This window comes from Ktedonobacter robiniae, assembly GCF_016587375.1.
Lineage (GTDB): Bacteria > Chloroflexota > Ktedonobacteria > Ktedonobacterales > Ktedonobacteraceae > Ktedonobacter > Ktedonobacter robiniae.
This window is the reverse complement of sequence record NZ_BNJG01000003.1, coordinates 1,781,037-1,801,971: the sequence shown is the minus strand read 5'-3', so window position 1 is coordinate 1,801,971 and position 20,935 is coordinate 1,781,037. Positions and strand designations below refer to the sequence as shown.

General features: G+C 54.8%; 17 protein-coding genes. 8 read left to right on the top strand and 9 right to left on the bottom strand.

The features are described 5' to 3' along the window. Nucleotides 1-29 precede the first annotated feature (29 nt). Nucleotides 30-2,054, top strand: coding sequence for a WD40 repeat domain-containing serine/threonine protein kinase (locus tag JMJ04_RS49525; protein ID WP_201375988.1), 2,025 nt, complete (start codon nucleotides 30-32; stop codon nucleotides 2,052-2,054). Here JMJ04_RS49525 and JMJ04_RS40285 read toward each other — a convergent pair. Next, on the bottom strand, nucleotides 2,010-2,678 hold the full coding sequence (locus JMJ04_RS40285) for a response regulator transcription factor (protein ID WP_201375987.1): 669 nt from the start codon (nucleotides 2,676-2,678) through the stop codon (nucleotides 2,010-2,012). The genes JMJ04_RS49525 and JMJ04_RS40285 overlap by 45 nt on opposite strands. Further along, entirely contained in the window at nucleotides 2,659-3,354 is a 696-nt protein-coding gene (locus JMJ04_RS40280) for a sensor histidine kinase (RefSeq protein ID WP_236038931.1), read from the bottom strand. The genes JMJ04_RS40285 and JMJ04_RS40280 overlap by 20 nt, the downstream gene beginning before the upstream one ends. Before the next feature lie 82 nt (nucleotides 3,355-3,436). Between JMJ04_RS40280 and JMJ04_RS40275 the strand changes: the two genes are divergently transcribed. Further along, nucleotides 3,437-4,114: an ABC transporter permease gene (locus JMJ04_RS40275; protein ID WP_236038929.1), complete on the top strand. Its 678-nt coding sequence runs from the start codon at nucleotides 3,437-3,439 to the stop codon at nucleotides 4,112-4,114. A gap of 504 nt (nucleotides 4,115-4,618) precedes the next feature. Next, complete coding sequence (locus JMJ04_RS40270; RefSeq protein ID WP_307811810.1) at nucleotides 4,619-5,491, top strand: S41 family peptidase; 873 nt, start codon at nucleotides 4,619-4,621, stop codon at nucleotides 5,489-5,491. 93 nt (nucleotides 5,492-5,584) lie between these two features. Here JMJ04_RS40270 and JMJ04_RS40265 read toward each other — a convergent pair whose 3' ends face one another. Next, nucleotides 5,585-6,484: a LysR family transcriptional regulator gene (locus tag JMJ04_RS40265; RefSeq protein ID WP_201375986.1), complete on the bottom strand. Its 900-nt coding sequence runs from the start codon at nucleotides 6,482-6,484 to the stop codon at nucleotides 5,585-5,587. 263 nt (nucleotides 6,485-6,747) lie between these two features. Here JMJ04_RS40265 and leuC point away from each other — a divergent pair, with 263 nt between their 5' ends. Beyond that, nucleotides 6,748-8,181: a 3-isopropylmalate dehydratase large subunit gene (leuC, locus tag JMJ04_RS40260; RefSeq protein ID WP_201375985.1), complete on the top strand. Its 1,434-nt coding sequence runs from the start codon at nucleotides 6,748-6,750 to the stop codon at nucleotides 8,179-8,181. Between the two features lie 22 nt (nucleotides 8,182-8,203). Continuing rightward, a complete protein-coding gene (gene leuD / locus JMJ04_RS40255) occupies nucleotides 8,204-8,821 on the top strand; it encodes a 3-isopropylmalate dehydratase small subunit (RefSeq protein ID WP_201375984.1) in 618 nt (205 codons plus the stop codon). 398 nt (nucleotides 8,822-9,219) lie between these two features. On the opposite strand, the gene JMJ04_RS40250 is transcribed toward leuD, so the two are convergent. From JMJ04_RS40250 to JMJ04_RS40240, 3 genes are all read right to left on the bottom strand, one after another. Beyond that, nucleotides 9,220-10,641: a glutamine synthetase family protein gene (locus JMJ04_RS40250; RefSeq protein ID WP_201375983.1), complete on the bottom strand. Its 1,422-nt coding sequence runs from the start codon at nucleotides 10,639-10,641 to the stop codon at nucleotides 9,220-9,222. Nucleotides 10,642-10,900: 259 nt separating this feature from the next. Next, a complete protein-coding gene (locus JMJ04_RS40245; RefSeq protein WP_201375982.1) occupies nucleotides 10,901-11,989 on the bottom strand; it encodes a DUF2332 domain-containing protein in 1,089 nt (362 codons plus the stop codon). Nucleotides 11,990-12,040: 51 nt separating this feature from the next. Then, nucleotides 12,041-12,889, bottom strand: coding sequence for a GNAT family N-acetyltransferase (locus JMJ04_RS40240; protein WP_201375981.1), 849 nt, complete (start codon nucleotides 12,887-12,889; stop codon nucleotides 12,041-12,043). Nucleotides 12,890-13,134: 245 nt separating this feature from the next. Between JMJ04_RS40240 and JMJ04_RS40235 the strand changes: the two genes are divergently transcribed. Further along, nucleotides 13,135-14,166 (top strand): LacI family DNA-binding transcriptional regulator, encoded by a 1,032-nt coding sequence (locus JMJ04_RS40235; protein ID WP_201375980.1) that lies wholly within the window; start codon nucleotides 13,135-13,137, stop codon nucleotides 14,164-14,166. A 47-nt stretch (nucleotides 14,167-14,213) separates the two neighbouring features. Then, nucleotides 14,214-14,924, top strand: coding sequence for a GH12 family glycosyl hydrolase domain-containing protein (locus JMJ04_RS40230; protein ID WP_201375979.1), 711 nt, complete (start codon nucleotides 14,214-14,216; stop codon nucleotides 14,922-14,924). 129 nt (nucleotides 14,925-15,053) lie between these two features. On the opposite strand, the gene JMJ04_RS40225 is transcribed toward JMJ04_RS40230, so the two are convergent. Further along, nucleotides 15,054-16,244, bottom strand: a complete 1,191-nt coding sequence (locus JMJ04_RS40225; RefSeq protein ID WP_201375978.1) for a WD40/YVTN/BNR-like repeat-containing protein — start codon at nucleotides 16,242-16,244, stop codon at nucleotides 15,054-15,056. Nucleotides 16,245-16,539: 295 nt separating this feature from the next. Here JMJ04_RS40225 and JMJ04_RS40220 point away from each other — a divergent pair, with 295 nt between their 5' ends. Then, nucleotides 16,540-18,666, top strand: a complete 2,127-nt coding sequence (locus tag JMJ04_RS40220; protein ID WP_236038927.1) for an ADP-ribosylglycohydrolase family protein — start codon at nucleotides 16,540-16,542, stop codon at nucleotides 18,664-18,666. Nucleotides 18,667-18,756: 90 nt separating this feature from the next. Here JMJ04_RS40220 and JMJ04_RS40215 read toward each other — a convergent pair whose 3' ends face one another. Both JMJ04_RS40215 and JMJ04_RS40210 read right to left on the bottom strand, forming a co-directional pair. Next, nucleotides 18,757-19,635, bottom strand: a complete 879-nt coding sequence (locus JMJ04_RS40215) for a transglutaminase-like domain-containing protein (protein WP_201375977.1) — start codon at nucleotides 19,633-19,635, stop codon at nucleotides 18,757-18,759. 184 nt (nucleotides 19,636-19,819) lie between these two features. Beyond that, nucleotides 19,820-20,794, bottom strand: a complete 975-nt coding sequence (locus JMJ04_RS40210) for an NAD(P)H-dependent flavin oxidoreductase (RefSeq protein ID WP_201375976.1) — start codon at nucleotides 20,792-20,794, stop codon at nucleotides 19,820-19,822. Nucleotides 20,795-20,935: the final 141 nt, after the last annotated feature.

Sequence of the window (20,935 nt, the reverse complement as noted above, 5' to 3'; positions counted from 1 at the left end):
AACTGTATTGTGAGGAGTATTCAAGCGTTATGAAGCAGCAGCAACAGAGCTCTGTCTCCCATGCCGGGAAGCAATTCGGAAATTATCGTTTACAACGTTTACTTGGGCGTGGTGGCTTCGCGGAAGTCTATCTTGCCGAGCATATGTACCTGGCAACCCAGGCGGCCATCAAGTTGTTGCACACCGAGCACTCAGATCAGGAGGGCTTCCTCAAGGAGGCACGCCTCATCGCCCGCCTGCAACATCCACATATCGTACCGATTCTGGAATTTGACGTACAGCACGCGATACCTTATATGGTCATGGAATACATACCCAACGGCACCCTCCGCCAGCGTGTACCAGCACATACACGCCTGCCGCTCACACATGTTGCTCACTACAGCAGACAAATCGCATCCGCCTTACAGTACATTCATGACCAGGGGCTGATACATGGCGATGTCAAACCCGAAAATATCCTCATCAGCTCTCAGCAGCAGTTACTGCTCAGCGACTTCGGTCTCGCGAGCCTGACGAGCCAGCAAGCGCAGGAGAACATTGTCGGAACCGTAGAGTATATGGCCCCCGAGCAATTTCAGCATCAGCTTTCGCCCCTTTGCGATCAATATGCGCTTGCTGTTATGGTCTATGAGTGGTTGACAGGACAGCCCCCATTCAGCGGCACCTATGTCGAGATCGCTACGCAGCATGCGCTCACACCTCCACCGCCTCTACACGAGCACATGGGGCAACCACTGCCTGCGCTGGAATCTGTCTTACAAAAGGCGCTTGCCAAAGACCCTGGCGAACGTTTCGCGAATATCAACGCCTTCGCGAACGCCCTGGAATACGCCTGCCAGCATGATTCTCAACAGGTGGTGCCTGCCCAGCAACCCGGTCCGTCTTCTGTTCCGCGACGGTACGTGCTTCAGGGCGCGCTCGGAGTAGGCGCGCTCGCTCTGCTTGGAGTTGGTGGGCTTACCTGGTGGAATAGCGCACACCTGTCATCCCCTTCCCAGACTCCAACCACACAACATCCCCCTACTCCTACACCAACGGTAATACAACCGGGCGCGCTGGTGTACACTTACAAGGGGCATTCTAGTTTGGTGAGCGCTCTGGGCTGGTCCCCTGATGGCAAGCGCATCGCCTCCGGTGGGGGGGCCGCACCCTCTGTAACGCATATAGGTGAGACTCCTACCGCGGTGCATGATGACCATAGTGTACATGCCTGGGATGCATTTACGGGGAACAATGTCGCGATCTATTACGGCCATAAAGATGCAGTGGCGACGCTCGCCTGGTCTTCTGATGGCAAAAGCGTTGCTTCCTCTGGCTATGGTCATCCTCAGACGCATCTCTGGGACCCTACAACCGGGCAGGGAATCGCGACCCATGATGAAGATATTGAGCCACCTGATGACATCATTGGTAGCGTTGATCGAATCGCCTGGGCACCCAATGCAGTGGAGCTTCTTCTTACCTGTAGCGATGGCACTATTCGCACCTGGAACCCTACCAATAAGCACATGTCGTATCTCTATATTTCCCTGGATGGCTTACCAGCTCGTTGCTCCCCTGATGGCAAATACGTTGTCCAGCAGACATTTCAGGGCTTCGATGTCCTACAACTGCCCTCACGCACGCGCATTAGCTCGTTTACACATGGTATTGGTGCCGCCATTGACGCTCTCTGGTCACCGGACAACACACGCATTGTTTCGCAAATGGCGCATGGTTCGCCCTGCGTCTGGAACGCTCTCGCCGGCACGAAGATCGTTGAGTTCACTGACGATATTGTGAGCTTGGTGATGAGCTGGTCGCCCGATGGGAAGTACATCGCGTCCTTCGGAGACAACCGAGTCCTACAGGTCTGGCATAGCACAACCGGCAAGCTGCTCCGATCCTATCCAGGTCAGGGGCAACGATCAAAAGCATTGCCTGGTCACCCAATAATCAGTTTATCGCTTTCGGCGACGAAAACGGAGTTATTCGCGTCTGGAAAGTGTAAATCATTTTATTTTGTGTTATCGCGAAAGCAGACCGCGCTCAATGCCAATAGCCACCGCTGAGGCACGCGAATCGACGCCGAGCTTAGTATAGATACTCGTGAGATGTGATCCAACAGTGCGTAAACTGATCCCAAGCCGAGACGCGATCTCTTTGCTGCGTTCGCCACGTGCTACGGCCTCTAATACTTCACACTCACGCTCGGTCAACTCCTCTGCTTGAGATCTTGAGGGTGTCGAATGAGGTGCATCTGTGGTGCGGGCTAGAATACGTGCCATGATCTCTGGCTGGAGGAGTAGATCACCACGAGCCGCCGCACGAATAGCATGAAACAAGGTCTCACGGTCGGTATCCTTGAGCAGATACCCGCATGCGCCTGCCCGCAGCCCGCGCAGCATCAAATCGTCTTCATTGTAGGTTGTCAGAATGACGATAGCGATATGCGGCCAGCGCTCCCGTATCTGAGTGATCGCCACGAGACCATCCATGCCAGGCATCCGCAGATCCATCAGCACGACGTCAGGCTGAAGTTCCTCTATCACGCACAGAGCCGCTGCCCCATCCGCCGCATCGCCAACCAGGGCAAAGCCTTCACCGGCGATTTCCAACATCATCCGTAGCCCCTCTCGCACGACGAGATGGTCGTCAACCACTACGACATGAATATCATCCTGCTTTTCGTTCATCTTCGCCTCCTCTCTGCAGGGGAAGACAGAGGCAGACCGTCGTTCCCTTGCCAGGCTTGCTGCTCACCAGCAGCTGACCATTCATCAGACGTGCTCGTTCACGCAGTCCCAGCAGACCATAGTGACCTGTTGTGATCTTTGCTGACTCAAAGCCAACCCCATTATCACCTATTTCAAGCGTGATCGCTTCATTCTCGACACTTGCCCTTATCCAGGCCTTGTTGGCCTGGGCGTGGTGGGCAATGTTGGTCAGCCCCTCGCTGACCATACGTAACAGATGTTCATAATACTCGTCTGGAAGCCTTGTTTCCAGAGAACAGGGACAAGGGATACCGGTCGCCATCGTGAAATGTTCCGCTTCTGCCTCAATGGCGACGAGTATATCACGCGTCGTAGGTACCTCTGTCCGCAGATCTGTGATCGCGGATCGCGCACTGGTGATCGTGGCTCGCGAACGTGTCATCGCCTGCTGGACGATGGTTCGCGCCTGCTCGCAACGCTGCCTGATCAGGAGCGAGTCAATGGTCTCCAGTTGCATCGTCAGGCCAACCAGCCCCTGGGCCAGCGTGTCGTGCAGTTCGCGGGCCATCCGTTGTCTCTCTGTGGTCAACGTCAGATCCTGGACGCGTGCCGCATAGTCTTCGAGCTGAATATGCGCCGCCTCCAATTCGCGCAAGAGTTTCTGATTTACCTCCGCGCTACCACCGGACTAGTTCGAGCTCTCAGATTTCCTGCCCAACGTACTGCTCAGTATACTTGTGCCGCTTGTTGGCATGGTCGTGCTGGTCATGGTGAACAGCGATAGCCTGGCAAGCGCTTTGCATCTGATCATCCGGCAGGTGCGCGGTCTGGCGCCAATCAGCCGTCCCAGCATGGCGTATCCGCTGACGTTTCGCTTCCGTACCGGAGTCGCCATCTCTCTCCTCAGCCTGGTGCTGTTCCTGGTCATACTCATCATCACCAACAATCTTGGGGTCGGGCAGCAGGCAGTAGATACTTCTCAATCATCTGCTGTACAGCTTGCGGCAACGCAAAATGCCTACACAACGAGTATCACCCGGTTTTTAGTCGCGTACCTGATCACCGGGGTGGTCTTTGGGGCGCTAATCATCGGAGTGATCGCCAGCCGCGCCGTCGTAGAGCGGCGTCAACAGATTGGCATGCTGCGCGCCCTTGGCTTTTCACGCGTACTGGTACGGCGCTCGTTCTTGCTGGAGACAGGCTTTGTCGTGCTATTGAGCCTGGTCATCGGCACGGCGCTGGCCTGGTGGCTGGTCTCAGAGATTGCCTACGCCACCTCAAAAGGTTTCGCGATCCCGGTGCTTCCCACGCTTGGCATCTTGCTGGGCTGCTGCCTGGTGTCTTTCGTATGCACCGTTGTCCCCGCTCAACGAGCTTCCGGCATCTTACCCGCTGAAGCCCTGCGCTATGAATAACATACATCAGCAGCACCATTCAAGGTCGAATGAAGTTTGATGAAGAAATGGAAGGATTGAAGATATGCTGAATGAGGAAGAACAAGCAAAAGAAGGAAAAATAGCGGAATTATTGCAACAAAAGCCGCAGCGGCAGGCAGGCCTGCGCCTGAAGTCTTTTCTCCTTCTGCTGGGCGTGATCGTCATCCTGGGCGCTGGGCTCGTGATCGCCTGGCGAGTCCAGCACGCGATGAGCGGTATGGTCAACTACCTTGTTCAACACCATCAAGACCAGCGCGGCGCCGTCTTGCCCGCGCTGACCGGTGATCGCCAGGCGGACTGGCAGGCATTTGAGCGGACCTATACGACGATGACAGCTCATCTGTCGTTGAACCAACAAGAACTTGTGGCAGCGGCGATTGCGGGAATGGTGGACGGCTTGCATGATGATCACGCTCATTACATGCCTGCCCAAACGGACGATACTAATGGCGCCGAGTCCCCCCACCTGGCACGCAGACAGGGCTGGGCATTCACCTCCCTTTCTATAATCCCAATCAGCTCACGCAAAGCTCGCCTCCGCTCTATATTCGCAGTGTTGATCCCGGTAGTCCGGCGGAGCAGGCTGGATTGCGACCCGGCGATACCATCATCACAATCAACGGCTTTCTTCCTTTTATCAATCAACAGCCAGTACCGGAGGTAATAAGCCAGCTCTCGCGTTCGGTGTCGGTCCAATTACAGATACAGCATCCGGGTGCGGATAGCACGATACATGTGAGCCTGGCTCCTGCCGCTTATCCAGCCGCTCCTCTCGTCTCCACACGTATGCTGCCTGGAAACATCCTCTATGTGCGATTCACCCGATTTGAGAGAGGCGTCTATGAGCAGATCAACCGCGCCATGCAACAGGCCGGAGCGCAACTCAAGGGTGTGATCCTCGATTTACGCGGGAACGGAGGTGGAGATGTAGGGGAACAGAGGCGTGTTATCAGCATGTTTGTCCATAACCAGATCATTGTTTCCTTTGTTGACAAACAGGGGCAACGCACAGATCAAAGAACAGATGACAGTATACCATTATTCTACGTCCGGTTGTTTGCTTTGATTGATCGAGGCTGCGCATCTGCCTGCGATGCTACTGCCGCAGATATTCATGACCTCCATCTGGGGCACCTGGTGGGAGAAAAGACGATGGGAGCGGTCTCTGGACCGTCCAGTGAATTCCTGCTCGACGATGGGGGCGTAATAGCGTTGCCAGTTGCATTTATGCAAGGGCCTGCTGGAGAGATCGTCGATGGCATTGGCGTGCCGCCTGACGATGAAGTTCATCCCACATCGGCAGATCTGGCTGCGGGTCATGATCCCGTCCTTGAGAAAGCGCTTCAGGATCTCTAGCAAGGTCTCAGGTTCGAGTCAGTGAGTCGGTATCATACAGCTTGTGCTCATATCCTGGGTACTCTGGGCTGCCGACACAAAACGGTAAGGCTGTTATTCTACTGACGCCTCGGTTTGTAGCACGATATCGATAAACTGGCGTGCCAGCAGGGGAATGGTACCAAAACGCCGGTAGACCAGCGCGTAGAGAAACTCCTCCTGCAAATCGGCGATAGAAAGCAGGGTTAGCCCCTCGTGGTGGGCGGAACGCATGAGAGCGGGCGAGATCAACGTCACTCCGCTTCCATGACGCACCAGTTCTTTCAGCGCCTCCACTGAGCTGATTTCCACGCTGGGCGAGATACTAAAGCCACGCTGCAATAAGATGCGGTCAAGCACTTTGCGCAGCCTAGCTGACTCGTCCAATACGATCAGTGGTTCTTGCAAGATGCGTTGCAAGGTGACCCGGTGTGGCTCCAGGTGCGCGAGTGGATGCGAGGAGGCCACCAGTACCTGGAGTTGCTGGCGAAAGAGTTCGCGCAACACCACGATCTCTGAACGCACATCGGGATCAAAGATCAGGCCCACATCGACCTCGCCCGTCTCCACCAACGCGATCACCTCGTCAGTACGGTTGACGCTGACCTTCAAGCGCACATCGGGATAAGAGACGCGAAAGCGCGCGAAGACCTCGGGCAGGACCGCCGTTGCCAGCGATTCATTACACCCGATGAGCAGCGTTCCGCTCTGGCCCTGTTGCAAGCGCGACATGGCAAATTGCCCCTGCTGTAAGGTATCAAGGGCATTCTTGACATAGCTGGCAAACTCCTGACCGGCGGTCGTAAGCACCACGCGCTGCTTCACCCGGCGAAAGAGCGCAATGCCCAACTCCTCCTCCAGGGCCGCAATCTGGCGACTGAGCGCTGGCTGGGCCACCAGGCATAACTCAGCTGCCTTGCGAAAATTCTGCGTCTGGGCCGCAGTCAAAAAATAGGTTAATTGGCGCAGTTCCATGCTTTTCCTTCAAGGCTTGATAACAAGGAAGCATCACAAACCTAAAAAATAGGTATTAGACATATCAGTATAGCTCCGTTATACTGTTCCGTAAAGACCTGACTATGATCTTCTTCCGAAACCCAACGTCACTGGCGTGGCTAGCGCTCCCCCCATTCGGGGACCACCTAACCCCCATTCGGGGGCAAGCGGTGGCACGGCAAGCGCGCTCAGGGTTTTCGGATCAGAAGATAAACGTAACGCTAAGAAAGAGGTAATTTGCTATGGATCAGGCTACATCCTCCCATCCACGCACACTCTTCGAAAAGATCTGGGAAGCACACGCGATCAGCGAAGAACCAGGGCAGGGTACACTCCTCTATATTGACCGCCATCTCGTCCACGAGGTAACCTCGCCCCAATCTTTCGCGGCGTTATGGCAGGCCAGCCGGCGCGTGCGCCGTCCAGATGCGACCTTTGGCGTGGTCGATCACAGTATTCCTACTACGCCAGTACAGGTACAGGGCAAACGCAGCAGCGTCCCGGTCGTGGATGCCAAGGCCGCGCTCCAGATTCAGACGTTTGAGCAGAACGCGAAAGAAGCCGGCATTAATTTCTTTGGTGTGGATGATGCGCGTAATGGCATCGTCCATGTGACCGCGCCAGAGCAGGGCATTACCCTCCCAGGCATGACAATTGTCTGTGGTGATAGCCATACCGCGACCCATGGTGCATTTGGCGCCCTGGCCTTTGGTATTGGCACCAGCGAGGTCGAGCATGTACTCGCCAGCCAGTGCCTGCGCCAGAGCCGTCCCAAGGCCATGGAGGTCCGCGTCGAAGGCCCTATTCCCGCTGGCTGTACCGCCAAGGACCTGGCACTCTTCATCATTGGCAAGATCGGCACCGGCGCTGGTACTGGCTACTGCATCGAGTTTACCGGCTCCGCCATTCGCTCGCTCTCGATGGAGGGCCGTATGACCCTCTGCAATATGGCAATTGAGGCTGGAGCACGCATGGGTGTAGTTGCGCCCGACGAGACGACGTTCAGCTATTTGCAGGGCCGTCCCTTTGCCCCCAAGGGCGAAGCCTGGGAGAAGGCCATTGTTTATTGGAATAGCCTCAAGACCGATGCCGGCGCCACATACGATAAACAGATTACCCTAACCACCGAGGAAATGGCTCCCCAGGTTACGTGGGGCACAACCCCCGCCATGGTTGCACCCGTCACTGGCATCGTTCCCGAGCCAGAAGCCTTCTCGGATCCCGCCATCGCACGCCGCGCCCTGGATTACATGGGCCTGGAGCCTGGCACGCCTATCGAAGAAATCAAGCTGGATCGCGTCTTCATCGGGAGCTGCACCAATAGCCGCCTGGAAGACCTGCGCATCGCCGCCTCCATGGTCAAAGGCAAGAAGGTGGCTGACCACGTCCATGCCATGGTTGTTCCCGGCAGTGGCCTGGTCAAACGGCAGGCCGAGGAAGAGGGACTCAATACTATCTTTACCGAGGCGGGCTTTGAGTGGCGCGAACCCGGATGCAGCATGTGTATCGCCATGAACGGTGACCGCCTGGCACCGGAAGAGCGCTGTGCCAGCACCTCGAATCGAAACTTTGAAGGTCGCCAGGGCAAGGGCGGGCGCACTCATCTGGTCAGTCCCGCCATGGCTGCTGCGGCGGCAATTGCGGGCCATTTTGTCGATATTCGCACCTGGGAATAAGAGCGGAGAGGAGCACTATTCAATGCAAGCATTTACCGAACATACCGGCATCGTTATGCCCCTGGACCGCGCCAACGTCGATACTGACGCCATCATTCCCGCGCAGTATCTGACCTCTGTGGCGCGCACTGGCTTTGCCGAGGGCCTGTTCTCACACTGGCGCTACGCGAACGAGACCACCAAAGAGCCTAATCCCAGCTTTGAGCTGAATATGCCACGCTATCAGGGCGCCAGCGTCCTGGTCACACGTGAGAACTTTGGCTGTGGCTCCTCACGCGAGCATGCCCCCTGGGCCTTAGCCGAGTATGGCTTTTGCGCCATCATCGCCCCCAGCTTCGCCGATATCTTCTATAACAACTGCCTGAACATCGGCATCTTGCCCATCACACTCGATGCCGAGACCGTGCAGTCGCTCTTCGAGGAGGTCAACACCACCGAGGGCTATACCCTGCACATCGATCTCGCGGAGCAAACAGTCACGACACCTGAAGGCCGCGTACTACGTTTCGAGATCGACAGTTACCGTAAAGAGGCTCTCCTGCTGGGACTGGATGCCGTAGGCCGCACCCTGCATATGCAGGACAAGATCGCCGCGTACGAGCGCCAGCGCGCCCAGGTCACTCCCTGGCAATTTGCGTAGAGAGAAGCTAACCGATAAATTCAGGTAGTGTGTGGTACCTTGACAAGAAAAGCCACCTGTAGGGCCTATGCTAGCATAAACTCCGAGCGCAGCGACCTTTCCACTCTGGACTTCTCCCTGCCTGTGCGTCTTGAGTCCATGCCAGTATGGGTCCTACACCACGTAAAGCTCTTTTCAGAATGAGGCCGATAACGGAGGGGGATGATGAGGTGGGGACGACGCTTAATGCTATACTCTCTACAGCTTCTAGAGGCTTGGAGGCTACAATGCCTCCTGGGGCTACTCAGCGCTTGGAGGCTGCAACGCCTCTCGTCTACTCGGCATTCTCCATTCCATGCGTCGATGGAAGGGCTTACCTCGTTTTAGCGATTTGTGCAAGTGCACACTCAATGCGGGGCTTAGAATTTATTCCATAATCCCTGGTTGGTAATCTCGTGATGATAGGTGACTTCAGATGTCTTTACCAACGTCCCCAGATCACTAGGGCTGCGACTGGCTACCTGTTTTTTGCAAGCCAGATATTTATCAATATTCTCCTTACCCAGGATCTTTTTCACGAAATCGCCAGACTCAAAAAGCGCTATCGCCTCTTGAATGGTACCAGGCAACAGGCTCGCTGGCTCATGCCCCGTAGCAGATACCGATGAAAGCTCGCCATGTAGCCCCGTTTTGAAAAGAACATAAAGGAGCAGGTAGGGATTGGCATCCGGACCAACAGAACGGACCTCTATACGCGCGGTCCTTTCGTTGCCCACCGGAATACGTACCATTGAACCCCGATCTATCGCCGAGACCTTGATCTGATTCGGCGCTTCAAAATGTGGATCTAGCCGACGATATGCATTGACACTCGCGTTCAAGACCAGGCAGATCTCTTGTGCATGGTTAAGCGTACGGGAAATAAAATCATGCGCAAAGGTCGATAATTGCCCTTTTCCCGCTTTATCGTAGAAAAGATTCTCCCCGTTTTTTGCCATAGACATGTTGATATGCATACCACTGCCGTTAATACCCATAACAGGCTTTGGCAGAAAGCATGCAGTCATGCCCAAGTTGCTAGCAACCTGACGACAGAGCAATTTGTAGAGCTGAATCAGGTCGGCCACACGTAAGGCTTCTCCATAGGAAAAGTTCATTTCAAACTGAGATGGAGCCACTTCAGGGTGGTCTTTCTCATTCTTAAAACCCATAGCTCGCTGGACCACCGAAGCCTCATCGATAAATTGACGTAGCGGGTCACGTGGCAACGAATGGAAATAACCACTCGTGGAGAGCAGTTGAAAACCATCCTTCTCATCAAAATTCTGCTCCGCGTTCCGCCCCGCTAACATAAATCCCTCAACCTCTGCCGCTACGAGTGCGCTTAAACCCTCTTGTGCCTTGAGATCTCGCGTGAAGTTCTGCAATAAACCACGGAAATCAGAGGCATACTGACCACCTTCGCGTGTTAAAATATTGGCAAACATAATGACTTTGCCAGGTCCAAAAAGATCGGTTGGTAACCAGAAAAAACTGCTCCAATCAGGCTTGATACGCAAATCTGATTCATGCTGAGCCGTAAATCCTCGGATAGATGAACCATCAAATGTCAGATTATCTGCCGATTCTAAGAGAAACTTCTTGTCATAATCTAACATGTGGAAGCGCCCTTCCAGGTCCGAGAAGCAGAGCGTCACTGCTCTAATGCGCTTTTCCTTCTCCAGATAAGAGCGATATTCGCGCTCCTGTTCCTCCACTGGAACCTTGTCGCGCTTTTCCCTCGCGCCAATGTTTAACTCTTCAAGCTCATCATAAGGAAGTGCCAAAAAAAGATCGTTCATGTTTTTCCTTTGTTGGATTTCTGACAGGAGACGAAAATAAGAGTTTTAGCACAATCTAAGAGCAGAATGTGCACATTACATGGAACAACATCATGATAGTAAAAATCCTGGAGATAGCATCAAGTTCATGAATGATAGACTAGCATAGCTGCACTACAATTTTTTAACCAAGCAATAATAAAGTATAAAATCAGTCTCTAGCATTGTCAATATAGTGCCTGCTTGCTCTTTCAGAAGATTACTAACAACTCTTCTTTTTTTAGTTCACTTGAGTAGGCTGCCATTTGATCCAGCGTCCGCGTGATTCGCAGGATGCCAGGCGCTCGCTCTGCATCTGTCCCTTATGATAGGTGTGGAGCAACAGGCCAGGAGGTTGCTGAAGCGAATAGCCTTCTTGTTCAATGCGATACAGGTCGCGTTGCTCTGAATGTTGAAGGATCTGCTTGAGAATATATTCACGCGTCTGCCGGGGAACCTGGTTCAAAGTATAGCTGTGATAGATGCAGAGCGCTTGCTCTCGTGGTATCGCCGCTATCACCTGCGGAAGTGTCATGGAGGCATCGCCTCTCACGAGAGTAAGTGTATACTGGCGCGCCACTTCTATAGCTGACTGCAAAAGCTGCTGGCTATCATGATGCTCAGGCCAGAGCAGGGCACGCAACCAGAGCATATCATCCTCATTATGAACATCCAGGGGATTGAGATCGAGTCCCACGCGCGAAGCAACTAGAGGGAATGGTTGCTTACCAGGGATAGGGAAGTTTCCCTCAAACGCAGAAACTATGCGTACTGGTGAACTCAGCGAGCCGAGGGAGCGACCTTCACCATAATCGTAGGCATAGCTATCCCAGAGCAGATGTAGCCCTGCACTGGTGCCGATCTCGACAAGAGCCAGGGGTTGTCCTTGCAGGCGTTGATCAAGCACGCAGAATGCCAGCGCCAGGGCCGAGCAGCGTCGAACCTCGTTGATCTGGACTGGGCGCGTCGTTACCAGGTGGATAAGCGCTTCTTTATGCTCCAGGCAAAAGGAGCGAAAAGGAGGATAGCTCTCATGGGGTGGGCGCGCTTGCGCTGTGAGATCGGGATAAAACTCTGCCAGGGGATGTGCTGGTTGCTTGAGTAAGAGGAAGTGAACGGCACTGAAAAAGAGATTGGTGACTGTTGTCGAGGTATCTACATTCACAAGCAGAGCCAATAAGTCAGGGTCCCGGCTGACTTGCTGGCTGAGATAGGCATAAAGAGGAGACGAATTTTCAGGCGACTTCCCCTTATAGATGTAATTCCCATGCTGCTCAAAGTAGCTAGCAAGTTGGGCCAGCTTCTCTGGTAAGGAGGCAGAGGCAGACATTGTGATGGCATCCTTTCCTATGTTTGTTACAATGGCGCGAATACCACTCTTTTAGCCGAAACCCAGGCTGGCCTGGCCAAAAATATTGGTTGTACGCGGGCGTGCTATTCTCGTTCCTTTATACATATGTTGAAGCGAACGTTGAATGGTAAAACCATAGCGCGTGAGTAGCGCAAGGGCGTCCCTGTGCTCTGCGGCAACGAAGACCTGAGGCATATCCTGAAATGGCAGGGCCAATCCCGCTAGCAGTAACCTTTCAGCTACCTCCTGGTTCCGAGCAATCCACGGTCCCAGCACACTCGCCCGTGCCAGTAGATAACCACTGATTTGTCCATATTCATCACGCGTGATAAGGGTGCGCTCAGGGCTTTCAGCCCAATATGTCTTGAGGAGCCTGGCGCGGTCACCCCCAAACATGGAGGCATCGAAGCTCAGTAACTCTGGAAGATCGGCCTCGGTTGCTGAGAGAATTGGTTTAGCACCGCTGCCTGGTAACTCCACCTGCTGGCTCTTTTTGAGGTCAAGCACCTCACCATCATCATAAAAGCCATAGCGGCGATAGAGGGGCGCGCCACCGGGCGAGGCATCGAGGAGGACTGTAGGGCATCCTCGCTCCTCCAGGCGATTGAGAATTGCCTCTAATAGACGTTGACCAATGCCCTGCCGCTGCTCGCCAGGCGCCACAGACATCATGCCGATGTAGGCAAAATCGTCATAGTCGAGAAAGCCACCAAAACCTACAATCGCGTCAGCCTTCTTCGCCACAAATGCCCCGTCCGGCTGGAGGTATAAATAGTAGTAGAGGGTCGTCTTGCGACTACTCGAACCATAGGCCGCCTGTACAACGATATCTGTCCTGTCTATATCAGTTTCAAGTAAAGGCTGAATTGCAATATGCATACGCTATAATCTTTCCAAATAGAGAAATATAAAATTGACCTCTAACTCCTTCAGGAGCTTTATCAAGCTCATTTTACCACAAGCGTATAGCCTGCACTGCCTGGTAAGCGAACACGGCACAAGGCATCTCTTTCGTCTATACCTTTATTTCGTCCCTGACAATGCTTGACAGGCCCTTCAACGTTAGGTACACTGTGTAATGCAATCGTTATACGTAGATCGATTGTATTAAAAAGGAAAATGTGATGGAGAATCATTCCTCCCTGACCCTCGCGGATATCGCGAAAGCTGCCCACGTTTCGGTGAGCACGGTCTCCCGCGTCTTGAATCAGCGCGAGGGCAGCATTCCGATCAGCCAGGCCACGGTGGAACGAGTGAGAGAGGCTGCCAGGCGTTTGGGCTATTCCCCCAATCCTTTTGCAGCCGCCCTGCGAACCCAGCGCACAGGCGTTCTGGGAGCTATTCTTCGTGATCTCGGCGATCCATTTCTGAGCGTGCTGGTCCGAGCTTTGCAGCGGGCAGCACATCAGGAGGGCTTTGATCTTCTAGTGGGACACGCTGCTTCTGATCCTTCCACCGCCGAGCGGCATCTCGCGTTTCTGCTCAACCCCTGGTTTGATGGCCTCTTCTTGCTGGGAAACCTGCCAGGCGATGCGCCCCTGCTTCAGATGCTCACGCAACGCCCTCGTCCCTGTGTCGCTGTAGCCTGCGGGACGCAGATGGCGCTTCCAGCAGTGGCGATTGATGAGGAGGCTGGAACCCAACTAGCTCTGGACTACCTCTACCAGTTGGGGCACCGCCGGATCGCGTTTCTGGGCAATCTAGAGCATGCAGGAGTGCGCGAGCGGCTCGTCTGTTTCCAGCGCTTTGTGCAAGAGCGGAACCTGGAGTGGCAGGAGTACTATGCCCAGCACTGCCACAGTTCACGCAGCGATGCCGCCGCTCACGTGCGCCACTTCCTGGCCCTGTCAGAGCCGCCCACCGCTCTCTTCTGTGCCTCAGATCTGCTCGCTCTTGGTGCGATGAGTGGGGCATGGCAGGTGGGCCGCACGGTGCCCGAAGATCTGTCCATTCTCGGCTTTGATGATATCGAGGAGGCTGCCGAGGGGTTTCCCTCCCTCACTACCTTCCGCCAACCGGTTGAGATGATGGCTGACCACGCGACACGCTTGATCCATCGTTTGATCGAGGGCGGCCTCCCAAAAGAAGACGCGTGTCGCGTGACTGTGCAGCCAGAATTGATCCTGCGTCAGTCCTGCGCCGCACCTCGCGTGTAGTCTATCGCGGATGTGTTTTTCACACACTAGAACACAAGGAGGATAGCATGACACAATTGCACAAGGACGGTGACTCGTTCACCCTGGGCAAATACTGGCTCAACAGCAATCTCTGGGGAGCCGAAACCGGGTCCGGTTCGCAATACCTCTGGGATACGTCGCAGAGCGATGCGGCCATTGCCTGGGGCACCAGTTGGGACTGGTGCGGGCCAGTCGATACCGTGAAATCCTACAATTGCGCAGTGCTTGGATGGCACTGGGGCTGGAAACTCTCTGGCACCGGCTTGCCTCTCCAGCTTTGCGAGCACCGCAATGTCCAGACGTCCTGGGATTTCCACCTGCAAGAGACAACTCCTGGGAGTCTCAATGTGTCATATGACCTCTGGCTCTCCTCCGACCCGCACCTGGGTAATGCTAACGCCGATCATGAGATTATGATCTGGCTCTATCAAAGCGGTGATATTCGTCCAATCGGCACAAAGCAGACCTCCATCGAGCTTGGCGGGACGACCTGGGAGCTATGGGAGGGTTCTCTGCCTCAGTGTGGCTGGCCGGTCCATTCGTTTCTCCGCACCTCCAATACCACTTCACAGGCGCTCGATTTGCGCGAATTCTTTGACTATCTCGTCGAACGTGGGTTGAGCACTTCGCAATATCTCATCAGCGTGGAGGCTGGCGCGGAAGTCTTTACCGGTGCGGGCCGCCTGGACACGACGGCATATTTCGTGGAAATCGGCGCGACATCCTCCCTCCGCTAGCATCTATCGCCCGTCACAGTGCGAGAAATGAGTTTTCTTAGCGTTGTTTTTCGTTCTATTCATACTCAAGTGCCTATTAGAGCGCACCCGGCAGCACGCAAGCTGCCGGGTGCGCTCTAATATGTAATGCTATTGATTGGTGTAGGAGATGTTGCCCCAGGTTTTGCCACCATCCCAGGTATGTAGGAGCTGGCTCTCTGTGACGGCCCAGCCATTATTCGCATCGGCAAAGCTCATTTCTTTGAGCTTGCCAGGGCGAACTAAGGCCGTCTGCCAACTCTTGCCACCATCGGTGGTATAGAAGAGCTTACCACTCTGCCAATCAGAGGCCCAGGCGTGGGAGGTATCGGCAACGTAGGTGCTATCGGCACTCGTTTCGATAGGTAGTGTCGGAAACCAGGATGAGCCACCATCATTGCTGTGATACAGGACCAGGTGGGCATGTCCGTCTGGTGTGGTGATATAGACAGGCAAAAGACCGGTATTTCCAAAGAAGATGGGAGGCGTTGTGCCTATCTGCTGGACAGTAAGACCAGCCGGGGGAGTCAATTGCTGTTCCTGCCAGGTAAAACCGCCATCACGGGAAACATAGAGGCCTGGATCGGTTAGCTGACCAGTCGTACTGCGAATCGTAGCATAGACAGTGCTCGCGTCTTTAAAGGAGAGACCTGACTTGAAGCCACCAAGCGGCAGACCGTTCCTTCCAGCCTGGGATATGAGCTTCCAGGTCTGACCCGCATCAGTCGTCCGGAAGATGTAAGCGCCCTGGCTCCCAGCTCCAGGAGAGGTGATAGCCTCAAACCAGCCTTCGTTGCCGCTAAAATGCAACATATCAACGCCCGCAGGGTCCTGGACATCGAGCGTTAGGCTGCTCCAGGTCTGCCCTCCATCGGTCGTATGCTGGATGATAACCTTGTTCTGGGTCTCCTGAGCGCTAACAACCCAGGCATAAAGATTGTCAATAAAGGTTCCTCGTGCGACTTGGTAACCAGGTGCATTAGGCGGCGTTACATTTGTCCAGTGCCTCCCGCCATCAGTTGTTTTGAGTATGGCATTGGCCGTCATAGCCCACCCTTGCTGCGTCGTAAGCATGCGAATGGCGGTCAGCGGTCCCTTGACCGAAGAGGGCAATGTAGCAGTCAGTGTGCTGTTAGCCACAGGTGTCTCCGCGGTAGCAGGCGTTTGAGTAGTTGATGAGGTCGGTGTTGCGGTAGAAGAAGACGCCGAGGTTGTTCCACCACCGCTACATGCCGCGAGCAAAAGAAGCGCAGCCAGAGCTGAAACCGTACCAATAGTTGAGAATATACTTTTTTTGCGCATAGTACACTCCATCGTGACTTGTATTTTTATCCACTCTATGCTTACGCAAAACATGGTAGAGTTATTTGAATTGCATACTTAATATAATGCCAGAGGATTATCAAAAGTTGCGCGCAAGTTTCGAACTCTCTCTCGGCTCGCGAGAAAGAGTATCCGCCCCATCCTCGCGAGCATTGAAAAGCTAGGCACAGGTATGAATCAGCCTATAACGGTCATTTCAATTGTGTTCTATAATAAAGCTCAAGAATCACGTTCTCCCTGTGCCTTATTTAAAACAAGGATAGAAATGATGGCGATGACGATGCACCGAGATAACGAGCGCTTTCCACTGCAAGAACTTCCACCCGATTATATAGAACGGGTTTATGCCGGGGTGCTGGGCAAGATAATCGGTGTCTACCTGGGGCGGCCCTTTGAGGGCTGGACCTATGAGCGTATCGCGCAAGAGCTAGGCGAGATCAACTACTATGTTCATGATAAACTGGGCGTTCCACTCATAGTGACTGACGATGATCTCTCTGGTACCTTTACCTTTGTGCGCGCCCTCGCCGATTATGGCAACTCGCCTGATCTTAGCGCGGCCCAGATCGGACAAACGTGGCTTAACTACATTATCGAGCGGCACACAATCCTCTGGTGGGGCGGAATGGGAACCTCTACCGAGCATACGGCCTATCTGCGGCTCAAAGCTGGCATCCAGGCTCCAAAAAGTGGCTCCAGCAAGCTAAATGGCCAGGTCGTCGCCGAGCAGATCGGCGCGCAAATCTTTATCGATGGTTGGGGGATGGTCGCGCCGGGTGATCCAGTGCTGGCGGCGGAACTGGCCCGTAAGGCTGGAAGCGTGAGCCATGATGGAGAGGCTGTCTACGCCGCGCAGGTAATCGCGGCGATGGAGGCGGCGGCCTTCGTTGAGCATGACCTGGACACGCTCCTTGATATTGGGCTCTCCTTTATTCCCTCGACCTCGCTTGTAGCCAGGATGATCCAGGACATCCGTGCCTGGCACCAGGAGGATGGTGATTGGCGCAGGACGCGTGAGCGCATCGTAGCTCGTTACGGCTATGATCGCTACAGTGGTGGCTGCCACGTCATTCCCAACCATGCCCTCATCATCCTCGCGCTATTGTATGGAGACGACGATTTTCAGCAATCACTGATGATCGTCAATACATGTGGCTGGGATACCGACTGTAACTCGGGCAATGTTGGCTGTCTGCTAGCCATCAAAAATGGTTTACAAACCCTGGACGCTGGCCCCGACTGGCGCGGTCCCGTGGCGGACCGCCTCTACCTGCCGACCGCCGATGGAGGAAGTTGCATCTCTGACGCTGTCCAGGTAACTTATCAGCTTGCCAGCGTGGCGCACGCACTACGCGGTCTTCCTTTCACCCTCCCGCCACGCTTTAACTTCTCGCTGCCCGGCTCCTTGCAAGGCTTTCAACTTGGAGGAGAGGAAACGAACGCAATCCTCAGCAATGTTGTCCATCCTCTAAATAGCACGCAACGCTGCCTGGCCGTTCATTATCAGGGTGCGCGGGAGACCTCGCTGGCAACGCCGACATTTATTCCACCCTCTGCACAGGATATGCCCGGCTATGAGCTTCTGGCCTCACCCACATTCTATGCTGGCCAGATTGTAGAAGCGCGCCTTTTGGCCGATCAGGCGAATATAGCTCCTATAAGCGTCCAGCTTTTCGTGCGTACTTATGGGACAGAGGATCAGCTAGAAACGTATTGGGGGCCGATTGTTGCGCTGGAACCACAGGCAAAGCAAGTCATGACATGGCAAATTCCTGATACAACAGGTGAACCCATCATGGAGATCGGACTTACCCTACGGAACGAAGCAAGCGGCAATCCAGGACGAGTCTATCTGGAGAGCCTGGACCGGCGGGGAGCACCCATAACAACCCTGACACGTCCCGCTCGGCGAGGACAGATGTGGCATCGCGCCTGGACGAACGCTGTCGACCAGTTTGAGCCATGGGCAGCTGAGTCCTTTCGCCTGGTGCAAAACACCGGACGGGGTCTGCTCATTCAAGGAACACGTGACTGGCAAGACTACCGCATCAGCACGACCTTCACGCCCCACCTGGCCGAAGCCTTTGGTCTGGCCGCGTGCGTACAGGGCCTCCAGCGCTACTATGCCCTCCTGCTGACTCGCTCAGGGCGGGCCCAACTGGTCAAAGTTCTAGACGGAGAACACGTGCTGGCCGAAACGTCATTCCCCTGGGAACTCTATCAGCCTTACGCACTAAGCTTGCAGGTGCAGGGAACACACATCCAGGCCTGGATCAACGAGCAACCCCTCTTTGATCTTCAGGATACAGAGAATCTCCTGGAGGGTGGAGCTATCGCACTCATCTGCCAGGAAGGTCGCATTGGCTGTGACACCGTCAGTATCCAACCAGCCACTTCATAGTAGCCGTGTACGCAAGTGGCAGGCGCCCGCTACTGGCGTACGCGGCTACTCAGCTATGCCCGCTACTGGCGTACGCGGCTACTCAGGGGCTTATACTTTTGCTATGCTCTCTAGCACAGTCTGGCCATAGGCTGTCTGGGGAAAGGACGTTCGTAACTCATCGAAGTGGGTGTCGGCGTTCTCTGTGAGGAGGGCGATACGGTCAAGCAGGTCCAGGTCTTCGCGTGTTAGTTCCGCCTCGGGCTTTGTAATTAACGCGCCCCAGTCGTCATTCCCTAGCATTTCGAGCTTGTTCAAATAGGCAAAGTCTTGCAGGAGAGCGTAGCGGATGGGTGGCATGCCCCTGTCCACGTCGCTATCGCCAAAGTCCCACGGCTCAAGCTCGCCTGCGCGGCAGCGCCGCCAGACCTCACCCGCCAGCCAGAAGGGATCGCCTGCCTTCATATCCAGCAGGTTGAAACCCATATCCCGACCCCGTTGCTGAACCTCGTCGATCATCGGGTCAACGCGCACCCAACGCTCCTGGATTGCATCCCAATACTCTGCGAGGCGATGATCAGCGGCGTAGGCTGAACGGAAGTAGCCACCAAATCCGACTCGCGCCCGCGCGGGCACCCTCTGGTAGCGCAGCATAGAGACCAGCAACACGGCGAAATTACGGCAGATCATGCCTATACGATCTACTGGTGGTCGCCGCATGGTCAAAGGCTCTAGTCGGCGCCGCAGGATACGCGCCAGCAAAGCTTCGGTACGCCGCTCTCCAAAGAGCGCGTTATCAATCTCGCCTACTTCAAGCCCATAACCCTCACGCAACAATTCTGTATAAGGTGGAATCAGCAGCCCCTGCACCACACTCACCAGGCCAGCCATATCACGTGGAAGGTCGGCATAGAGATAAGCATACTTGCCTGGGTCCGTCAAAGCGCTCTGCTCGCGATAATACGCCAATACCTGATCGTTTCCAGCCATAAACGCTCTTCCTTTCAGCAAATGCCAAGAGACATATGTTCTCCTGGCATTCCAGCATAGCATCCATCAACTGACATCTTTTGTCAGGAAGGTAGACAATAACGGAATATCCCCTGCTAATTCTTACGGCTATAAGCAAAACAATCGCCTGGCGGTGGTTACAGATAAAGTTGTGCTTTGTATATCACGCTTCCCCTAAAAGGGCAGCATATCGCTCACGCAAAAGCTGTTCCGTTCCCTCGCCCAGGCGACGGACGATCTCGCCCGCGGGAAGGCGTTGCCTTACCAGGCCCACAGCCTCTCCTGCATAAATCTGGGCCAGGTCGTAATCCTTGCGCGCGACCGCTTCCCTCAGTTGTTGCTGCGCCTCCTGATCCTTTGCCAGCTCATCTACGCGTTCATGCCACTGCTCACTGAAGCGGTTCCGCAAAGCGCGACCAGGATACTCAGGGGGCCAGGCAAAGCCCTGCGCCACATCGAAGGCACGGGTAAGCACGGTCTCGCTCTCCTGCGCCGCGATAATGCGTGAGCGTGCATCCTCAGTAGTATCACACTCCGGCGAGGCCAGCAGACAGGTTCCGATCCAGACACCTTCCGCGCCAGCGGCCAGGGCTGCCGCCACTCCACGCGGCGTCGCTATGCCCCCAGCGGCGATGATAGGCACTTCAACAACATCCAAAATACTTTGGAGCAGAGGCAGCGTGCTCACATGCCCAGTATGGCCTCCGGCCTCTGTCCCCTGCGCCACAAGCAGGTCCGCTCCATCTTGTACTGCCGCCAGGGCCTCCTCCCGCGAATGCACCTGGGAGGCAAGCAGCACACCCTCCTGCTTAATACGTGCAGCATAGGGAGCAAGCGAGCCAAACGAGATAGAGATAAGGAAGGGGCGAGCCGCCAGCGCCGCCTCCAGCTGTTCCGGTCTTGACGCAAGGGACCAGGCCAACAGGCCAATACCAAAGCGTCCCTGGTCGTCTCCACGCGCGATCTGTGCCTCGCGAGCGATATACGCCGCAGAATCTTTGCTCCCAATACCAAGCATGCCCAGACCGCCCGCCTCGCTCACAGCTCGCGCCAGGCGCCCTTTACCCACATACGCCATTGGCGCACCAACGATGGGATAGCTCAACTTCCAGCAGGTTGTAAGATGCGTATGTAGCATAAGTAATCTCCTCACTCTTCCTGGCGAACCGTTCTTTCTCAACTCGCCAGACTACTTATTTTGCTCCTACTATATTACAGTTGGAGGGAAAAAGACCGCTATATTCTTGCGCCTTTCCATCATATTCTTGCACTCTAAATG